Raw genomic sequence first — 15,298 nt, 5'->3', positions numbered from 1 at the left:
TTCAGATGACCGCATCGGGCGAGCGATTGGCCGGCGGTCGCAGAATCGTCGGTGCGTCCGGTGCAGGGCGCACTTTACCATTGGCTGCCCGGCCTCGGGTAGCTCGCGCGGTCCCCGGGGTTCCCGATCGGCCGCGCGTGCGCTAGACTTGCCGCTTGCCGGCGGTACCGACCCGGCTTCCTGCTGTCCGAGTGCCCCAACTGCGGGGTGTCCACGCCGATGTCGAGAAGAAGAAAGCGCCTGGTGGTCGTCGCCGCCGCTCTGGTCGGGATCGCCGGCCTGGGCTACGTTTCCTACGTCGGTTTTCGCCAGCCGGTGGGCTCGTCGCCTCCGCCGGCCGCCGGCGGAGTGGCGGAGCCCCGACCCGGTGGGGCGGCGGTGCCCGGGGGGCAGCCGCCGGTCCGCGTCGAGACGGCGCGCGTCGAGGCTGCCGAACTGGCGGTCGAAGCGAGCGCGGTCGGGTCGCTGCGCTCGAACGAGTCGGTGGTCCTGCGCCCGGAAATCGCCGGGCGAATCGCCTCGATCCACTTTCGCGACGGCGTCGCGGTCGGCAAGGGCGCGCTGCTCGTCGCGCTCGACTCGGCGACGCAGGCCGCCGAACTCGATCAGGCGAAGGCCAACCTCGGCCTGGCGCAGGCCAACCATCAGCGCAGCGAGGACCTCTTCGCCCGTAAGTTCATCAGCCGCCAGGCACTCGACAATGCGCAGGCCGCGCTGAAGGTCCAGGATGCGGCGTTGTCGCTGGCCCAGGCGAAGTTCGACAAGACGCGGCTGCGCGCGCCGTTCGCCGGAATCGTCGGCCTGCGCCAGGTCAGCGTCGGCGACTACGTCAAGGAAGGCCAGGAGCTGGTCAATATCGAGGACATCGGCACACTGAAGATCGACTTCCGGCTGCCCGAGTCGTACCTCCCGCAACTCAGGCCCGGGCAACGCCTCGAGGTGTCCAGCGATGCGCTGCCCGGGCAGGTGTTCACGGCGGTGCTCGAGGCGATCAACCCGCTCGTCGAGGCCGGCGGACGGGCGATCTCGCTGCGTGCCGTGCTGCCCAACGACCAGGAGCTCTTGCGTCCGGGGATGTTCGTCCGCGTCCGCCTGCTCTTCGGGCAGCGCGAGAAGGCGCTGCTGATCCCCGAGGAGGCGGTCGTTCCGGACAGCGCGGCGCCGTATGTCTATCGGGTGGTCGACGGCTTCGCCCGGCGCACGACGGTCCGCACGGGTCTGCGGCGTGGCGGTGCCGTCGAGGTGACCGAGGGGCTGAGCACCGGCGACGAGATCGTCACCGCCGGGCAACTCAAGCTGCGCGAGGGTGCGCCGGTCCGCCCGCTCGCCGGGTCCACAGCCGGACCATCCGCTGCGGGTCCGGCCGGCGCGCCGGCAGGGCAGGGCCGATGAGAATTTCCGACCTGTGCATCCGCCGGCCGGTCTTCGCGACGGTCCTCTCGCTGGCCATCATGCTCGTCGGGCTGGTCTCCTACACGCGCCTGCCGGTCCGCGAGTACCCGAAGATCGACGAGCCGGTGGTCACCGTCGAAACGACCTATCGCGGGGCGTCGGCGGAGATCGTCGAGTCGCAGATCAGCAAGCCGCTCGAGGACTCGCTGGCCGGAATCGAAGGCGTCGATGTGATCACCTCGATCTCGCGTCAGGAGAACAGCCAGATCTCGGTGCGTTTCAAACTCGAGCGCAACCCCGACTCGGCGGCGGCCGACGTCCGCGACCGCGTCTCGCGGGTGCGCAACAAGCTGCCGACGGCGATCGACGAACCGGTGATCGCCAAGGTCGAAGCGGACGCCAATCCGATCATCTGGATCGCCTTTTCGTCCGACCAGCATTCGCCGCTCGAAGTCACCGACGTCGCCAACCGGATCGTCAAGCCTCGGCTGCAGACGCTGCCCGGGGCCGCCGACGTGCGCGTCTTCGGTGAGCGCAAGTTCGCCATGCGCGTCTGGCTCGATCGTGACCGGCTCGCGGCCTTCGGCCTGACCGCGCAGGACGTCGAGGACGCGCTGCGCCGCCAGAACGTCGAGGTGCCGGCGGGACGGATCGAGAGCGAGAGCCGCGAGTTCTCGGTCGTCGCGCGCACCGACCTCGGCGAACCCGGACAGTTCTCCGAGATCATCGTCAAGCAGGCCAGCGATGGCAAGGGCAGCTACCCGGTGCGCATCGCCGACCTCGGCCGGGTCGAGATCGGCGCGGCTTCCGAGCGCAGCAGCGTGCGCTTCAAGGGGCGGCCGGCGGTCGCTCTGGGGGTGATCAAGCAGGCGACGGCCAATCCGCTCGACCTGTCGCGGGCGCTGCGCGCCGAACTGCCGAAGCTGATCAACGAGCTGCCGGCGGGGATGACCGCAAACATCGCCTACGACTCGTCGGTGTTCATCGACCGTTCGATCGACGCCGTTTTCAGGACCATTGGCGAGGCGATCCTGCTCGTCCTGCTGATCATCTTCGTCTTCCTGCGCAATTTCCGGGCGACGCTGATCCCGCTGGTGACCATCCCGGTTTCGCTGGTCGGCGCCTTCGCGCTGATGTTCGTCCTCGGCTTCACGATCAACACGCTGACCCTGCTCGCTCTCGTGCTGGCCATCGGACTGGTCGTCGACGACGCGATCGTCGTGCTCGAGAACATCTACCGGCACATCGAGGCCGGGATGCCGCGGCGCCAGGCGGCGTTGCAGGGTGCGCGCGAGATCGGCTTCGCGGTCGTTGCGATGACCATCACGCTCGCCGCGGTGTACGCGCCGGTGGCCTTCATGACCGGACGGACCGGCAAGCTGTTCGTCGAGTTCGCGCTGACCCTGGCCGGTGCGGTGCTCGTTTCGGGCTTCGTCGCGCTGACCCTGTCGCCGATGATGTGCTCGCTGCTGCTTCGCCACGAGACGCGTCATGGCCGGGCGTATCTGTGGGTCGAGCAGGCGCTCGACGGTCTGACCCGCGGCTACCGCAGGGCGCTCGCCGTGGCGCTCGCGCGCCGCTGGCTGGTGATGCTCGTCTTCGCGCTGGTCGCCGGGTCCAATGTCTGGCTGCTCGGCACGCTGAAGTCCGAACTCGCGCCGATCGAGGACCGCGGGGTGATCATCGGCGTCTTTCTCGGCCCCGAAGGGGCGACGCTCGAGTACACCGACCGCTACGCACGGCAGATCGAAGCGATCTACGCCGGGACCAGCGACGTCGAGCGCTACTTCGTCGTCGCCGGCAACCCGACGGTCAGCCAGGGGATTTCGTTCGTCGGGCTGACCGACTGGAACGAGCGCCGGCGCAACTCGACGGCCGTCGTCCGCGAACTGTTCCCGAAGTTTGCCGGTATCCCCGGGGTTCTCGCCTTCCCGGTGCTGCCGCCGTCGCTTGGTCAGAGCCCGCGCGAGCGCCCGGTCAACTTCGTCATCGTCACCTCGGCCTCGTACGAGGAACTCGACCAGGTGACCCGCAAGGTCCTCGACGAAGTGGCCAAGAATCCGGGGTTTACCAACGTCGACACCGATCTCAAGCTGAACAAGCCCGAACTGTCGGTGACCGTCAATCGCGACAAGGCGCTGGATACCGGCGTGCAGATCGAGACCGTCGGCCGGACGCTCGAGACGATGCTCGGCGGGCGCCAGGTGACGCGCTTCAAGCGCGAAGGCGAGCAGTACGACGTGATCGTCCAGGTGGCCAACGCCGACCGCACGACGCCTTCGGACATCCGCGACATCTTCGTCCGGGCCAGGGACGGCAGCATGATTCCGCTGGCCAACCTGCTCAGCGTCGACGAGACGGTCAGCCCGCGCGAACTCAACCATTTCGGCCAGCGGCGGGCGGTGACCCTGACCGCCAACCTCGCTCCGGGTTACACGATGGGCGAGGCGCTGCGCTTTCTCGAAGACGTCGCCGGGCGCGTCCTGCCGCCGGGCTACGCCGTCGATTACGCCGGCCAGTCGCGCGAGTTCAGGCTCTCGTCGTCGTCACTGGCACTGACCTTCGTTCTCGCGCTGGCCTTCATCTATCTCGTGCTCGCCGCGCAGTTCGAGAGCTTCCGCGATCCGCTGATCATCATGCTCACCGTGCCGCTGTCGATGACCGGTGCGCTGCTCGCGCTGCTGCTCAGCGGCGGGACGCTGAACGTCTACAGCCAGATCGGTCTGGTCACTCTGGTCGGGCTGATCACCAAGCACGGCATCCTGATCGTCGAGTTCGCCAACCAGCTTGCCGAACGCGGACGGGAGGTCCGCCAGGCGGTGATCGAGGCCGCCGAACTGCGCCTGCGGCCGATCCTGATGACCACTGGAGCGATGGTCCTCGGGGCGATCCCGCTGGCGCTGGCGCGCGGCGCCGGCGCCGAGAGCCGCCAGCAGATCGGCTGGGTGATCGTCGGCGGCCTGCTCGTCGGCACCTTCTTCACGCTCTTCGTCGTGCCGACCGTATACACGCTGCTCGCCCGGCGTCGCGGAAGCCAAAGCAGCGACGAGACGACCGTCGGACAAGGCGAACGCCTGGCTGGTTGATGGCTTCGGGGAGCCGCGTGCCGCACGGTCAGCGCGTCGCGCCCGTTCCCTTCCGTGGTTCGGGCGAGTATGCTTGTCGGCCGTCGGGTTGCGTGGATCGGCGGAGTTTCGGGGAGGGAGAACGGGAGCATGAATCTCGAGAAGGTCGTCTTTGGGTTCTTCATCGTCCTCGCCGCGACACTGAACTTCGGCTTCTTCATCGGCGACATCGACCAGCCGCGCCACCACCATATCTACGAACTGTTCTCGGCGATCGTCGTCAACCTGATCGCCACGGTGCTGAAGTTCGGCGACCGGACGCAGATCGGCGCGGTCCATCTGTCGACCAGTCTGGTCGCCGACCTGCAACTCGTCGCCGCTGCCTGTGTCTGGGGGATCGCGGTCCACGTCACCGGCGAGGGGATGTCGCCGGACGTTACGACCAGCGTCGTCTCGCTGAGCGGCGGAGCGCTGTTCGCGAACGTCGTCTCGGTCGTCCTGCTGATCGCCGAAACGGTGATGCTCCGCCGCTGACGACTGCGCGCAGTGAACGCCAGCGTCTTCTTCCTCGCCCTGCGGCGGATGCGCGCGCCGCTGATCGTGCTGATCGCCATCTACGCGGTGTCGACTCTCGGGCTGACGCTGATTCCGGGGATCGACGCGCAGGGCCAGCCGGCGCCGCCGATGAGCTTCTTCCACTCCTTCTACTTCGTCAGCTACACGGCGAGCACGATCGGTTTCGGCGAGCTGCCCGGGGCCTTCTCCGAGGCGCAGAGGATGTGGGTGACGCTGGTCATCTTCCTCTCGGTGATCGGCTGGTCGTATTCGATCATCAGCCTGCTCGCGCTCGTCCAGGACAAGGGCTTCCAGCAGGTGCTGCTGACCGGGCGCTTCGTGCGCCGGGTCCGGCATCTCGGCGAGCCGTTCTACATCATCTGCGGTTGTGGCGAGACCGGCCTGCTGATCGCCCGCGCACTCGACCGCGAGGGCATCCGCGTGGTGGCCATCGAGCGCAGCGAGGCGCGGATCCAGGATCTCGACCTCGAGGATTTCGCCGCCGACCTGCTCACCCTGTGTGCCGACGCGGCGCAACCGCAGCAGCTGCTGATGGCCGGTCTGCGCCACCGGAGCTGTCGCGGGGTGCTGGCGATGACCGACGACGATTCGGCGAATCTGGCCGTGGCCATCGCCAGCCGGGTGATCAACCCGAGCCTGACGATCGTCGCACGCGTCGCGAGTCCGGCCGTCGAGCGCAACATGATGTCCTTCGGCACGCACTACGTGGTCAACCACTTCGAGAGGTTTGCCGATCATCTCGCCCAGGCGATCCATTCGCCGAACTGGTATCGCCTGGTCGATCTGTTGACCGGTCTGCCGGGACAGGCCGTTCCCGCGCGTCACGATCCGCCGGCCGGTGACTGGGTCGTCTGTGGTTACGGGCGCTTCGGACAGGCCGTCGTTCGGAACCTCGAGCGGCAGGGTGTGCGACTGACGGTGATCGCTCCCGAGAGCCAGCTGCCGACGGCGGTGCACCACGTCGTCGGCCTGGGAACCGAAGCCGAGCCGCTGCGCCAGGCGGGGATCGAGACCGCCGTGGGCATCGTCGCGGCCAGCGACAACGACACCAACAATCTGTCGATCGCGATGACCGCCAAGGAGCTCAATCCCGACCTGTTCGTCGTCGTCCGGCAGAACCGCGTGGCCAACGAGATTCTCTTCGAGGCCTTCAACGCCGACTTCACGATGGTCTCGTCGCGAATCGTCGCCCGCGAGTGTCTGGCGCTGATCACCTCGCCGCTGCTCAGCCGCTTCCTGCGTCTCGTCCGCGCCTGGCCCGACAGCCGCGCGGCGGCGGTCGCCGAAAGAATCGAGGGGCTGGCCGGCCAGCGCGTGCCGCTGGTCTGGGGTGTGCGCCTGAACGCCGCCGACGCGCCGGCCGTGCACCGCTTCCTGATGATCGAAGACGGGAGGATGACGCTCGAGGTGCTCACGCTCGACCCGGCGAACCGTGCGGAGCGCCTGCCTGTAGTGCCGCTGCTGCTCGTTCGTGACGGCCGCGACCACGAACTGCCGGAGGCGGCGATGAGCCTGTGTGCGGGCGACGAGCTGCTCTTCGCCGGGACGCGCGCGGCGAAACTCGCGCAGAATCTGGCACTCGACAATCGCAACGCGCTCGATTACGTGCTCACCGGCCGCGATGCTCAGGGATGGCTGTGGAGTCTGCTCAGCCGCGGGCCACGACGCCGGCGTGCGCTGGCTCGGGCCGCTGACGGTGCAGCGCCGGAGGCCGAGTGAGCGCCGGCGTTCGCCTTCGCGGGCCCGATGAGCGCGAAGGCAGGAACGGGTGTGGCGAGCCCGCGCGAAGCGGCGCTCGGGCGAAGGGAGCGCAAGGATTCTGACTGCCGTGGGGCCGCTAGCCAGTAGCGCGGCAGACTGCGGGCTCGCGCAGCGAAGGGCGAACCGGGGGCTGGTCGTTGCTCTGGCGGGTTCGCTCGCGCTGCATGCGCTGATCCTGGTGATCTTCGAGTCGCGGACGCCGCCGCTCAGCCCGGCGCCCCAGCACATCGACGCGAGCCTGGCGGGGACGGCGGTGACTCCCGTCGTGCCTCGGCCGGCAGCACCGCCGCCGGCTGCGCGAGCGAAGCCGGTCATGCCGAGGAAGCCGGAGCCCAGGCCACGGCTGCTGGCCAGCGCGAAGCCGCGGCAACCTGCGCAGATCGACAGCCGGCAGAGTCCCGCCGCCGAGAACGACGAGATGAGCCGTTTCCTGAACGAGCTCGCCGCTCCTCGAACGGCGCCTGCGCAGCCGTCGCTGGCCCAGCGCTCGCTGGCCATGGCGCGCGAATACGGCCGGCAGCAGGCGAAAAGGGACGATGCGGGAACGGCGCTGCTCGAGCGCCGACCCGATGCTCCGCCGCCCGACCCGTTCAGCCTCGAGCTCTACCTCGACGGTCTGGTCAGGAAACTGAACCGCAGCGCGGCCACCGTGCGCGGTGATCCACGGACGCGTGGCCTGCGCAAGGCGGCGGTTCACTTCCGGATCAATCCCGACGGTAGCCTCAAGTCCTTCACCATCCTCAACGAGGCCGATCAGTCGGCAGCGATCGCGCTGATTCGCAGCGTCGTCGAACGGACTGCGCCGTTCGGACGCTTCCCCGCCGACCTCGACCGGGCCGCTCGCTCGCTGGGCATCACCGTGTGCATCGAGCCCGGGGGGATCGGCGGCGGCTTCGGTTTCTCTCGCGCCGAAGGTCAGAGCTGCTGAGCGGCGAAGGCCGGCGGATGGCGAGGAGTGGGAGAATGGGCGATCGGTGATCGCTTCGGGTTCGGCGGGTGGCGGAATTCTTCATTCATGGCGAACTGGCGGATTTCCTGCCCTTGTCGCGACGCGGGCGGGCGCTCCGCCGCTTGCTCGCCGCGCACGAGAGCGCGAAGCACGCGCTCGAGTCTCTCGGCGTGCCGCACACCGAGGTCGGAGAGCTGTGGGTCGACGGCGAGCCGGCGACGCTGTCCTGCCGGCCGGGTCCCGACCAGCGCGTCGACGTGCTCGCCGTCTGTCCACGGCCGGCGCCGTTTCCCGGCGAGGCGCTGCGGTTCATCGCCGACGCCCATCTCGGGCGGCTGGCGCGCTACCTGCGCTTCGCCGGGATCGACACGCTGTGGTCGAACGCCTGGGACGACGCCGAACTCGTGACCATCGCCGGCGATCAGCGGCGCGTTGCACTGACCCGCGATCGGGCTTTGCTGATGCACCGGGCGCTGGGCGCGGGGTGCTATCTGCGCACGACGCGGCCGCTGCCGCAGCTGGCCGAGGTCGCCAGTCGCTACGCGATCGATCTGCGCGCTGGCCGGCCGAGTCTCTGCCTCGAATGCAACGTTCTGCCCGAGCCGATCGCCAGCGAACTCGTCGCCGACTCGCTGCCTCGGCGCACCCGGGCCGCCTTCGCGGAGTTCTGGCGCTGCCCGTGCTGTGCGAGGATCTACTGGCGTGGCTCGCACTGGCTACGCATGCGCTCGCGCGTCGAGGCGCTGGCGGTGAGCCTCGAAGGCGGCCGAAGCCCGCCGTGCTGAGCCGGTCGCCGATCGGCTACCGCGTCGCGGCTTCAGCCTCGGCGCAAGTCGTTCTCCGACCCCCAGCGCAGCCCGGAGACCTTGGGCTTCCTCGATCGTCTCGTTCCGGCTGATCGAGGCCGTCGGCGGTACGCGCAGCCGCGGTGCGAATCGCGTTCAGGGCAGGTCGCCATTGGGCGTCTTCGCTCTGCCGGGCTCGGCGTGGGTCTGCCATGGCCCCTGGCCGTCGGCGGGTGCTTGCGCTTGCCGGCGGTCCTGACCCGGAATCAGCGCCGACGGACGGTCAGCTTCACCTGGCCGCGGTTGTTGGCGTAGAACTTCCACGCGTCGTTGGCGTAGGCGTAGAGGTAGCCCGACCCGGTTGGCGTGAGCTCGCAGCCCTGACCGACGAGGAAGCTTTCTCCTTCGATCGCCGTTCCGCTGGCGTCCATGTTCGGCTGGTTGGCGATCATCCCGATCAGCGCGAACCACGGAGCGTCCTCGCGCCGGCGCGATCCCCACCAGTCGGAACGCTGCTTGCCGGTCAGCCGCTTGTACAGCGCCTCGGCTTCGCCGATCGCGTCGCCGAACAGGTAGGCGACTTCGCCGATGCTGAACTTGCCGTCACGATGGCCTTCCGGCCCGCAGGCGATCCGGCTGTCGAGCCATTCGCCGGACGCCGAGAGCTCGTAGGTGACTCCGGCTTCGAGGTACAGCCCGGTCGCGTTCCAGCGCTCGCGCGCGAAGACCGCGACGCTCGCCGACTGACCCGGGCCGAGAATGCGCGTCGGCCAGTATGGTGCCTGGGCGAGCGGCGGGAGGTCGTGCCTTTCCCGGACCTGCGGCGCGATCCGCAGGCCGACGTTGCTGGTGGTGATCGCCGGCACCGCGCGCGGCAGCGTGCGCAAGTGCTTCCAGATTCCGGTCGCCGAATCGTGGAGCACGCCGCGCGGGTCTGGGGCGAGCTGGTCGGCGAGCAGCGGATCGATCCGCAGACCGAGCGCGACGGCCTCGTCGAGCATCCACTTGAGCGCGCAGTCGGAGAGAGCACATTCCACATGGCCACCGCCGACGTCTTCGTGGGTTCCGGCGAACCAGAGCTGGACGACGCTCGTGCCAGGCGGACGCGAATCGCCGGTCCACAGCGTCGGGGCGAAGCTGGCCCGCTTCTCGTCGATGGCCAGCGCGTGTCGGCCGTGACTGATCAGCGGGTTCAACTCGGTGTCGTGAAAGCGATAATTCCGCGGATCGTCGAGCAACTGGTCGAGGAGCACGAGGTCGTCGGGCACCCCAAGTGCTCCGACGGTGTCCCAAACGCCGATGAAGTGGATCGGCACGCGCTGGTCGGGCGTGTCTCCGGGCAGGAAGCGGTAGTCGTCAGCCCAGTCGGCGATCGCCTCGCGCTTGCGGTAGCCGCGATCGTAGGCCTCCTCGACCGCCTTCCACGCCTGCTTTTCGGTCAGACCGCCGAGGTCGAGCAGGCCACACGCGGTGACGAAGCCGCCGAGGCTGCGCACCGTGTAAGCCCCCCGACTGAAGCCGAAGAGAAAGATCCGGTCGCCGCAGCGATAGTGGTCGCAGAGCCAGCGGTACGCGCTGAGGATGTTGCGGCTCAGTCCGAGGCCTATCCCGCCGCCGAGGACGCGCTCGACGAGGTTGCCTTCGGCTCCGACCCCGGGGTGATAGTAGGTGAGTTGCGCGTCGTCGACGACGCAGAGGTTGTGGAGCCTGACGACATTCGTCGGGCAGGGAAGGGCACCCATCTCCTGCTCGGGCGTACACCAGGTTCCGTCACAGCAGACGACCAGATTCCGTGACATGCGATTTCTCCGTTGAGGGAAGGCACGCCGCCGGCCTCAGCGTGCCGAGGACGCGCCCGATTGGCGACGTCGGGGGGGCCGGACTCGCAGGGGCGAGGGACCGAGTGCTGCGCTGATCGGTCCGCCGGTGACCTGCTCGGGGCTTGCACCGAAGAGCGGCGGCCACGCGTCGCTTGCCGGCCGGTCTGGATCTGGGCCAGGCCGGGTGGCTAGCGGATCGGTTCGAAGCGACCATCGCGGACCACCGCAAGGAAGGTGTCGCGCAGCGTATCGCCGCTGGCGTCGAAGCGAATCGGCGACTGGGCCCCGGCGAAGTCGCCGTGGGCGAGCAGCGCCTGCTTCAGCGTCTGTTCGTCGGTCCTGCTCGCCAGGGCCTCGATGGCGACGTTGGTCGCGTCGAACGCGGTCAGTCCGGCGAAGCCCGGTTCTTGCGCAAAACGCTCCCGGTAAGCGCGGTGGAAGGCGAGGTAAGCCGGCGCCGTGCTCTGCCGGTCGAGGTACTGGGCAACGACGAGCCCTTCGACGGCCTTGCCGCCGAGCTCGATGAGCCTCTCGGTGGCGGCCCATTCGGCGGTGGCGACGGGCACGTCCGGATCGATCAGGCGGATGCGCTGGACGAGCAGCGCGGTGTCCACCGAGTTGGCGACGATCACCACACCGTCGGGCTTCTCGGCGAGAATCTGCCTGGCCAGGGCCGCCAGGGCGTCGCTCGACTCGAAGCCCATTTCGGCGACGACTTTCCCGCCGAGCGCTGTGAAGGCTTTGCGGAAGTCGCCCGCCCAACTCTCGGTGTAGGCCTGGTTGCGGCGGTCACAGACGAGAACCGCGCGGCGCACGTGCTGCCTGTTGAACTGGTAGTCGGCCGATCTGAAGACGTGCGTCGCGGTCGGCGCAACGACGCGGAAGAAGTGGTCGTCGAGGCCGGTCAGGGCGTTCGTCGTCACCGTCGGCGAAATCATCGGGATCCTTCCGGCATTCGCCTGGTCGACGACCGCGACCGCCATCGCGCTGGTCATCGGACCGATGATCACGTCGACCCGCCGGGCGAGCAGGCGAGCGACGGCCTCTCTGGCGAGTTCCGGATCCTGCTGGTCGTCTTCGACGATCACTTCGATTGGCCGGCCCCTGATGCCGCCGTTCTGGTTGCGCAACTCTGCGGCGAGGATGGTTCCATTGCGCCCGCTGATCCCGAGATCGGCGACGCGACCGGAGAGTCCGCCGATGAAGCCGATGCGCACCGGTTCGGGTGGCGAACACGCGGCCAACGTGGCGAGGACGATGAGCGCAAGCCGGCCGGATCGCCAGGAGCGATTGCGGAAGAACGGCAGGACCAGCGGGTCGAGCATGGCCCCCTCCTTTGACGGGTGTTCGGCCGGTGGCGACAGGCAGTCAAGTATAGAGCAGCCAGGGCCCCCCAGGCTGTGCGCCGTGACGCCGTGACTCCCGGGCAGCGCCGGGCGTCCGCACTGCTGGCCGGAGAGCGCTTTTCTCGGTCGCTCGCAGGGAAATGAAAAAATTCCTGCAAAAGATCGTTCCGGGAGCCCTCAAGCAATTGAACTACCGGACATGTCGGCGCTATCATCCGCAGTATCGTCGATCGTTGATCCGACGTTTTTACAGGCTCAGAGATACCCCACTGGAGAGAGATAGATGGAGAAGAGAACGCCGGCCGGCACCGGTACTGACAGCAAGATTCCTGCAGGCGAAACGCAAACGGAGACTGCTGAACCTGCGATCGCCAAACCAACGCGACGGGCGCCCCGGGCTTCCGGGGAGACGCGTTCGGCACAGCCGCGCAGGGCAATGGCCGGCGACGTCGCTCCTTCGCGGACTCCGCAGGGCATGGAAGCCTTCGACATCTCTGAAGCGGCCAGCTCGGCGGTCGAGAGCAAGGTCGTTGCGTTGCAGGACATCATCGCACACGCCAAAGTCGGCGACACGGCGTCGCTGGCCAAGACCCTCGAAGCGATCATGACCGGGTCGTCACCCGACGACGCGGTGGCCCTGCGCAAGGCGATGATGGGCAAGGAGCCCCCTGAGGCGGCCAAGCCGGCGACGAGTCCCGACGACGAACTGGCCAGCGGCTGGCGCGACAACAATGCCTACCCTTACCGGAACCTGATGTCGCGTAAGGCGTACGAGAAGCAGAAGTATCGCCTGCAGGTCGAGCTGCTCAAGATGCAGAATTGGGTCAAGGACACCGGCCAGCGGGTGGTGGTCATCTTCGAAGGCCGCGACGCGGCGGGCAAGGGCGGGGCGATCAAGCGATTCACCGAGCACCTGAATCCGCGCGGAGGGCGCGTCGTCGCGCTCGAAAAGCCGACCCAGGAGGAGCGTGGGCAGTGGTATTTCCAGCGCTACGTACGGCACCTGCCGACCGCTGGCGAGATCGTCTTCATGGACCGCTCGTGGTACAACCGAGCGGGCGTCGAGCGGGTCATGGGCTTCTGTTCCGAGGAGGAGTACAGCGAGTTCATGCGCCAGACGCCGGAAGTCGAAAGAACCCTGGTGCGCAGCGGCATCCACCTGATCAAGTTCTGGTTCTCGGTGAGCCGCAAGGAGCAGCGGCGTCGCTTCAAGGAACGCGAGGTGCATCCGCTCAAGCAGTGGAAGCTGTCGCCGATCGACCTGGCCTCGCTCGACAAATGGGAAGACTACACGAAGGCGAAGGAGGCGATGTTCTTCCACACCGACACGGCCGAGACGCCGTGGACGGTGGTCAAGTCCGATTGCAAGAAGCGGGCCCGTCTCAACGCGATGCGTTACGTGCTGCACAAGCTCAACTACGCCGGCAAGGACCTCGAGGCGGTCGGTCCGATCGATCCGCTGCTCGTCGGCCGGCCGCATGTGGTCTATGAACCCAGCGGGTCGACGATCTCGCCCGGAGAGCACGGCGCCGATTCTCTGATTCGACGAAACGAGTCCCGGGTATCGGGGGGCTGCTGGGCGCGCGGTCCCCACGAGCTCGGTTGTGCAGTTCTGCCGGGCCGTGGGCTGGTTTCCGGGTTGACCCCGGGCGGCCTACCACTCCTGCTCGCCAGTCGCTGAGCGATCGTCACAAGCGGGGCGCACGCTCCCCTTGTCCCGGTGGGTTGTGCTGCGCCGTTCCCAGGCTCTTGAGCTGCCTGTGATCTTCTTCCGGCCGGCACGACGCTGCACTGGCCGATGGCCAGCCGGGATGTCCAGGGCGACCTTGCGCCGGCGAGGGCTCGCTGCAGCTCGGTTCTCCGGCAATCGGTCTCGCGGCGATCGGGGCCGCCGATGATCCTGAAATGGGGGTGGGGGGCCGTCACTCGTAGGTGCGTGTGGCGCTTTTCCCCGCCGTCGCGCCGAATGCCGAGTCCATTTTTGTGCCCGAGCGTTCGACGCCGAGCCTCCAGACAGATATTGTCGGGTGGTCCACGGGTCGATTCGAAAGGGAGGTCCGAGAGTGTGGCGATGAATGCGGTCACCCCTTTCGGGCGATGCGGGTTCGTGTTTCTGGGTTCTGCCTCGTTGGTGCCCAGCGGGTTTCCGGCCAAGCGACACCCTGGCTCGAACCGCCTCAAGGATTCAGCGCGGGGACCGTTACATGACTGATCATCGACGCGGATCCTGGTTCCTGTACCTGATGGTGGATGACTCGATCGACCGGCTCAGTGTCTCAGTGTCTATCAATGGACCCGCTGCTCAGCCAATCTGCAGCGTCGCACACGGGTTCACTTTTTGCCGACATGACCGGCGATGTCTGGTCGTGCGCTCTGTCGAGCCTGCCGTCTTGGCCACTGCGCATCAATGGCGTCACCCTTTCCCGATTCCATCCAGCGGCTCGTGTCACGCACGAGATGGACGACTGATGGACGGTCTGCGGCGCCTGGCTGCAGCGGATCAAGGCAGTGAAGATCGGATTCGGCCTCGGCGCATGCGCGTGCCGTGCCCGGCGACGAGAAACGGGTACGTGTTGAGGAATCCGGCGCAAGCGCGAACAGTCCACTCAAGAGGATGTCGATGAACTCGAATGAGGCCATACCCTGTCGTACCGACCCTGGCCCTCCGCCGGACAGCCTGTCGCTCGTCGTTCCCGTTTACAACGAGGCGGATACCGTGGGGTTTTTCGTCGATCGTGTCCGGGCTGTTTTCCAGGGCGAGCCGGAGATCGCGCTGGAGTTCGTGTTCGTCAATGACGGGAGCACGGACAGGACGCTCGAGGCGCTCCTGAGCTTGCAGAAGTCCGAGCCACGACTCAGGATCGTCGATTTGACGCGTAATTTCGGGAAGGAGGCCGCGCTCACCGCCGGCCTGAAGGCTGCCCGAGGCCGGGTGGTCGTGCCGATCGATGTCGACCTTCAGGATCCCCCAGAGATCGTCCTGGAAATGATTGGCAAGTGGCGAGAGGGCTACGAGGTGGTGGTCGGTCGACGGATCAACCGGGACGCCGATTCATGGGCCAAGCGCATTTCGGCCAACTGTTTCTACTGGGTGCATAACCGGATCTCGGATCACGAAATGCCACGAAACGCCGGGGACTTCAGGCTGATGGATCGCCGCGTGATCGCCGCGCTCGACGAACTGCCCGAGTCGCGCCGGTTCATGAAGGGCCTTTTCGCCTGGGTCGGATTCCGGACGGCGTACGTCGACTACGTGCGACCCGCTCGTGCTGCGGGAACGACCAAGTTCAACGGCTGGAAGCTGTGGAATTTCGCGCTCGAGGGCGTAACCAGCTTCAGTACCGCTCCCCTGCGCATCTGGACCTACGTTGGCGCGGCAGTTGCTGGGTCTTCCTTCGCTTTTTCGCTGTTCATCCTGGCGAGAGTTCTGATCCAGGGAAGAGACGTTCCCGGTTACGCTTCGCTGATGGTCGCAGTGACCTTCCTTGGCGGACTGCAGTTGATCGGTATCGGGGTTCTTGGCGAGTACCTTGGCCGGACCTACATCGAGGCCAAACGGCGGCCGGTGGTGTTGATCCGGCAGATATACGAGGCCGGCAGCTAG

10 protein-coding genes and 1 pseudogene are annotated in these 15,298 nt (G+C 67.5%); 8 read left to right on the top strand and 3 right to left on the bottom strand.

Annotated elements, in window-relative coordinates; translation table 11 throughout:
* Positions 1-219: 219 nt before the first annotated feature.
* The 6 genes from NFW05_RS15840 (at position 220) to NFW05_RS15815 (ending at position 8,528) form a co-directional block, all read left to right on the top strand.
* Positions 220-1,392, top strand: a complete 1,173-nt coding sequence (locus NFW05_RS15840) for an efflux RND transporter periplasmic adaptor subunit (RefSeq protein WP_295309109.1) — start codon at positions 220-222, stop codon at positions 1,390-1,392.
* A complete protein-coding gene (locus tag NFW05_RS15835) occupies positions 1,389-4,478 on the top strand; it encodes an efflux RND transporter permease subunit (protein WP_295309106.1) in 3,090 nt (1,029 codons plus the stop codon). The genes NFW05_RS15840 and NFW05_RS15835 overlap by 4 nt, the downstream gene beginning before the upstream one ends.
* A gap of 129 nt (positions 4,479-4,607) precedes the next feature.
* Positions 4,608-4,991, top strand: coding sequence for a DUF6394 family protein (locus tag NFW05_RS15830; RefSeq protein WP_295309104.1), 384 nt, complete (start codon positions 4,608-4,610; stop codon positions 4,989-4,991).
* A gap of 12 nt (positions 4,992-5,003) precedes the next feature.
* Positions 5,004-6,752 carry a TrkA family potassium uptake protein gene (locus NFW05_RS15825; RefSeq protein WP_295309101.1) on the top strand — a complete coding sequence of 583 codons (1,749 nt, stop codon included), beginning with the start codon at positions 5,004-5,006 and terminating at the stop codon, positions 6,750-6,752.
* A 109-nt stretch (positions 6,753-6,861) separates the two neighbouring features.
* Positions 6,862-7,722 (top strand): hypothetical protein, encoded by an 861-nt coding sequence (locus tag NFW05_RS15820; protein ID WP_295309098.1) that lies wholly within the window; start codon positions 6,862-6,864, stop codon positions 7,720-7,722.
* Positions 7,723-7,790: 68 nt separating this feature from the next.
* On the top strand, positions 7,791-8,528 hold the full coding sequence (locus NFW05_RS15815; RefSeq protein WP_295309095.1) for a Mut7-C RNAse domain-containing protein: 738 nt from the start codon (positions 7,791-7,793) through the stop codon (positions 8,526-8,528).
* 266 nt (positions 8,529-8,794) lie between these two features.
* Here the strand turns inward: NFW05_RS15815 and NFW05_RS15810 are convergent, their stop codons facing one another.
* On the bottom strand, positions 8,795-10,327 hold the full coding sequence (locus NFW05_RS15810) for a DUF2235 domain-containing protein (protein ID WP_295309092.1): 1,533 nt from the start codon (positions 10,325-10,327) through the stop codon (positions 8,795-8,797).
* A 209-nt stretch (positions 10,328-10,536) separates the two neighbouring features.
* Entirely contained in the window at positions 10,537-11,673 is a 1,137-nt protein-coding gene (locus tag NFW05_RS15805) for an ABC transporter substrate-binding protein (RefSeq protein ID WP_295309089.1), read from the bottom strand.
* 457 nt (positions 11,674-12,130) lie between these two features.
* Between NFW05_RS15805 and ppk2 the strand changes: the two are divergent.
* A pseudogene (ppk2, locus tag NFW05_RS15800) lies at positions 12,131-13,186 on the top strand (polyphosphate kinase 2); the annotation flags it as partial.
* Between the two features lie 839 nt (positions 13,187-14,025).
* On the opposite strand, the gene NFW05_RS15795 reads toward ppk2, so the two are convergent.
* Positions 14,026-14,334, bottom strand: coding sequence for a hypothetical protein (locus NFW05_RS15795; RefSeq protein WP_295309083.1), 309 nt, complete (start codon positions 14,332-14,334; stop codon positions 14,026-14,028).
* Here NFW05_RS15795 and NFW05_RS15790 point away from each other — a divergent pair.
* Entirely contained in the window at positions 14,315-15,298 is a 984-nt protein-coding gene (locus NFW05_RS15790) for a glycosyltransferase family 2 protein (RefSeq protein ID WP_295309080.1), read from the top strand. The genes NFW05_RS15795 and NFW05_RS15790 overlap by 20 nt on opposite strands.

This window comes from Accumulibacter sp., assembly GCF_023806625.1.
GTDB lineage: Bacteria > Pseudomonadota > Gammaproteobacteria > Burkholderiales > Rhodocyclaceae > Accumulibacter.
This window is presented reverse-complemented; position numbering and strand designations above follow the sequence as displayed.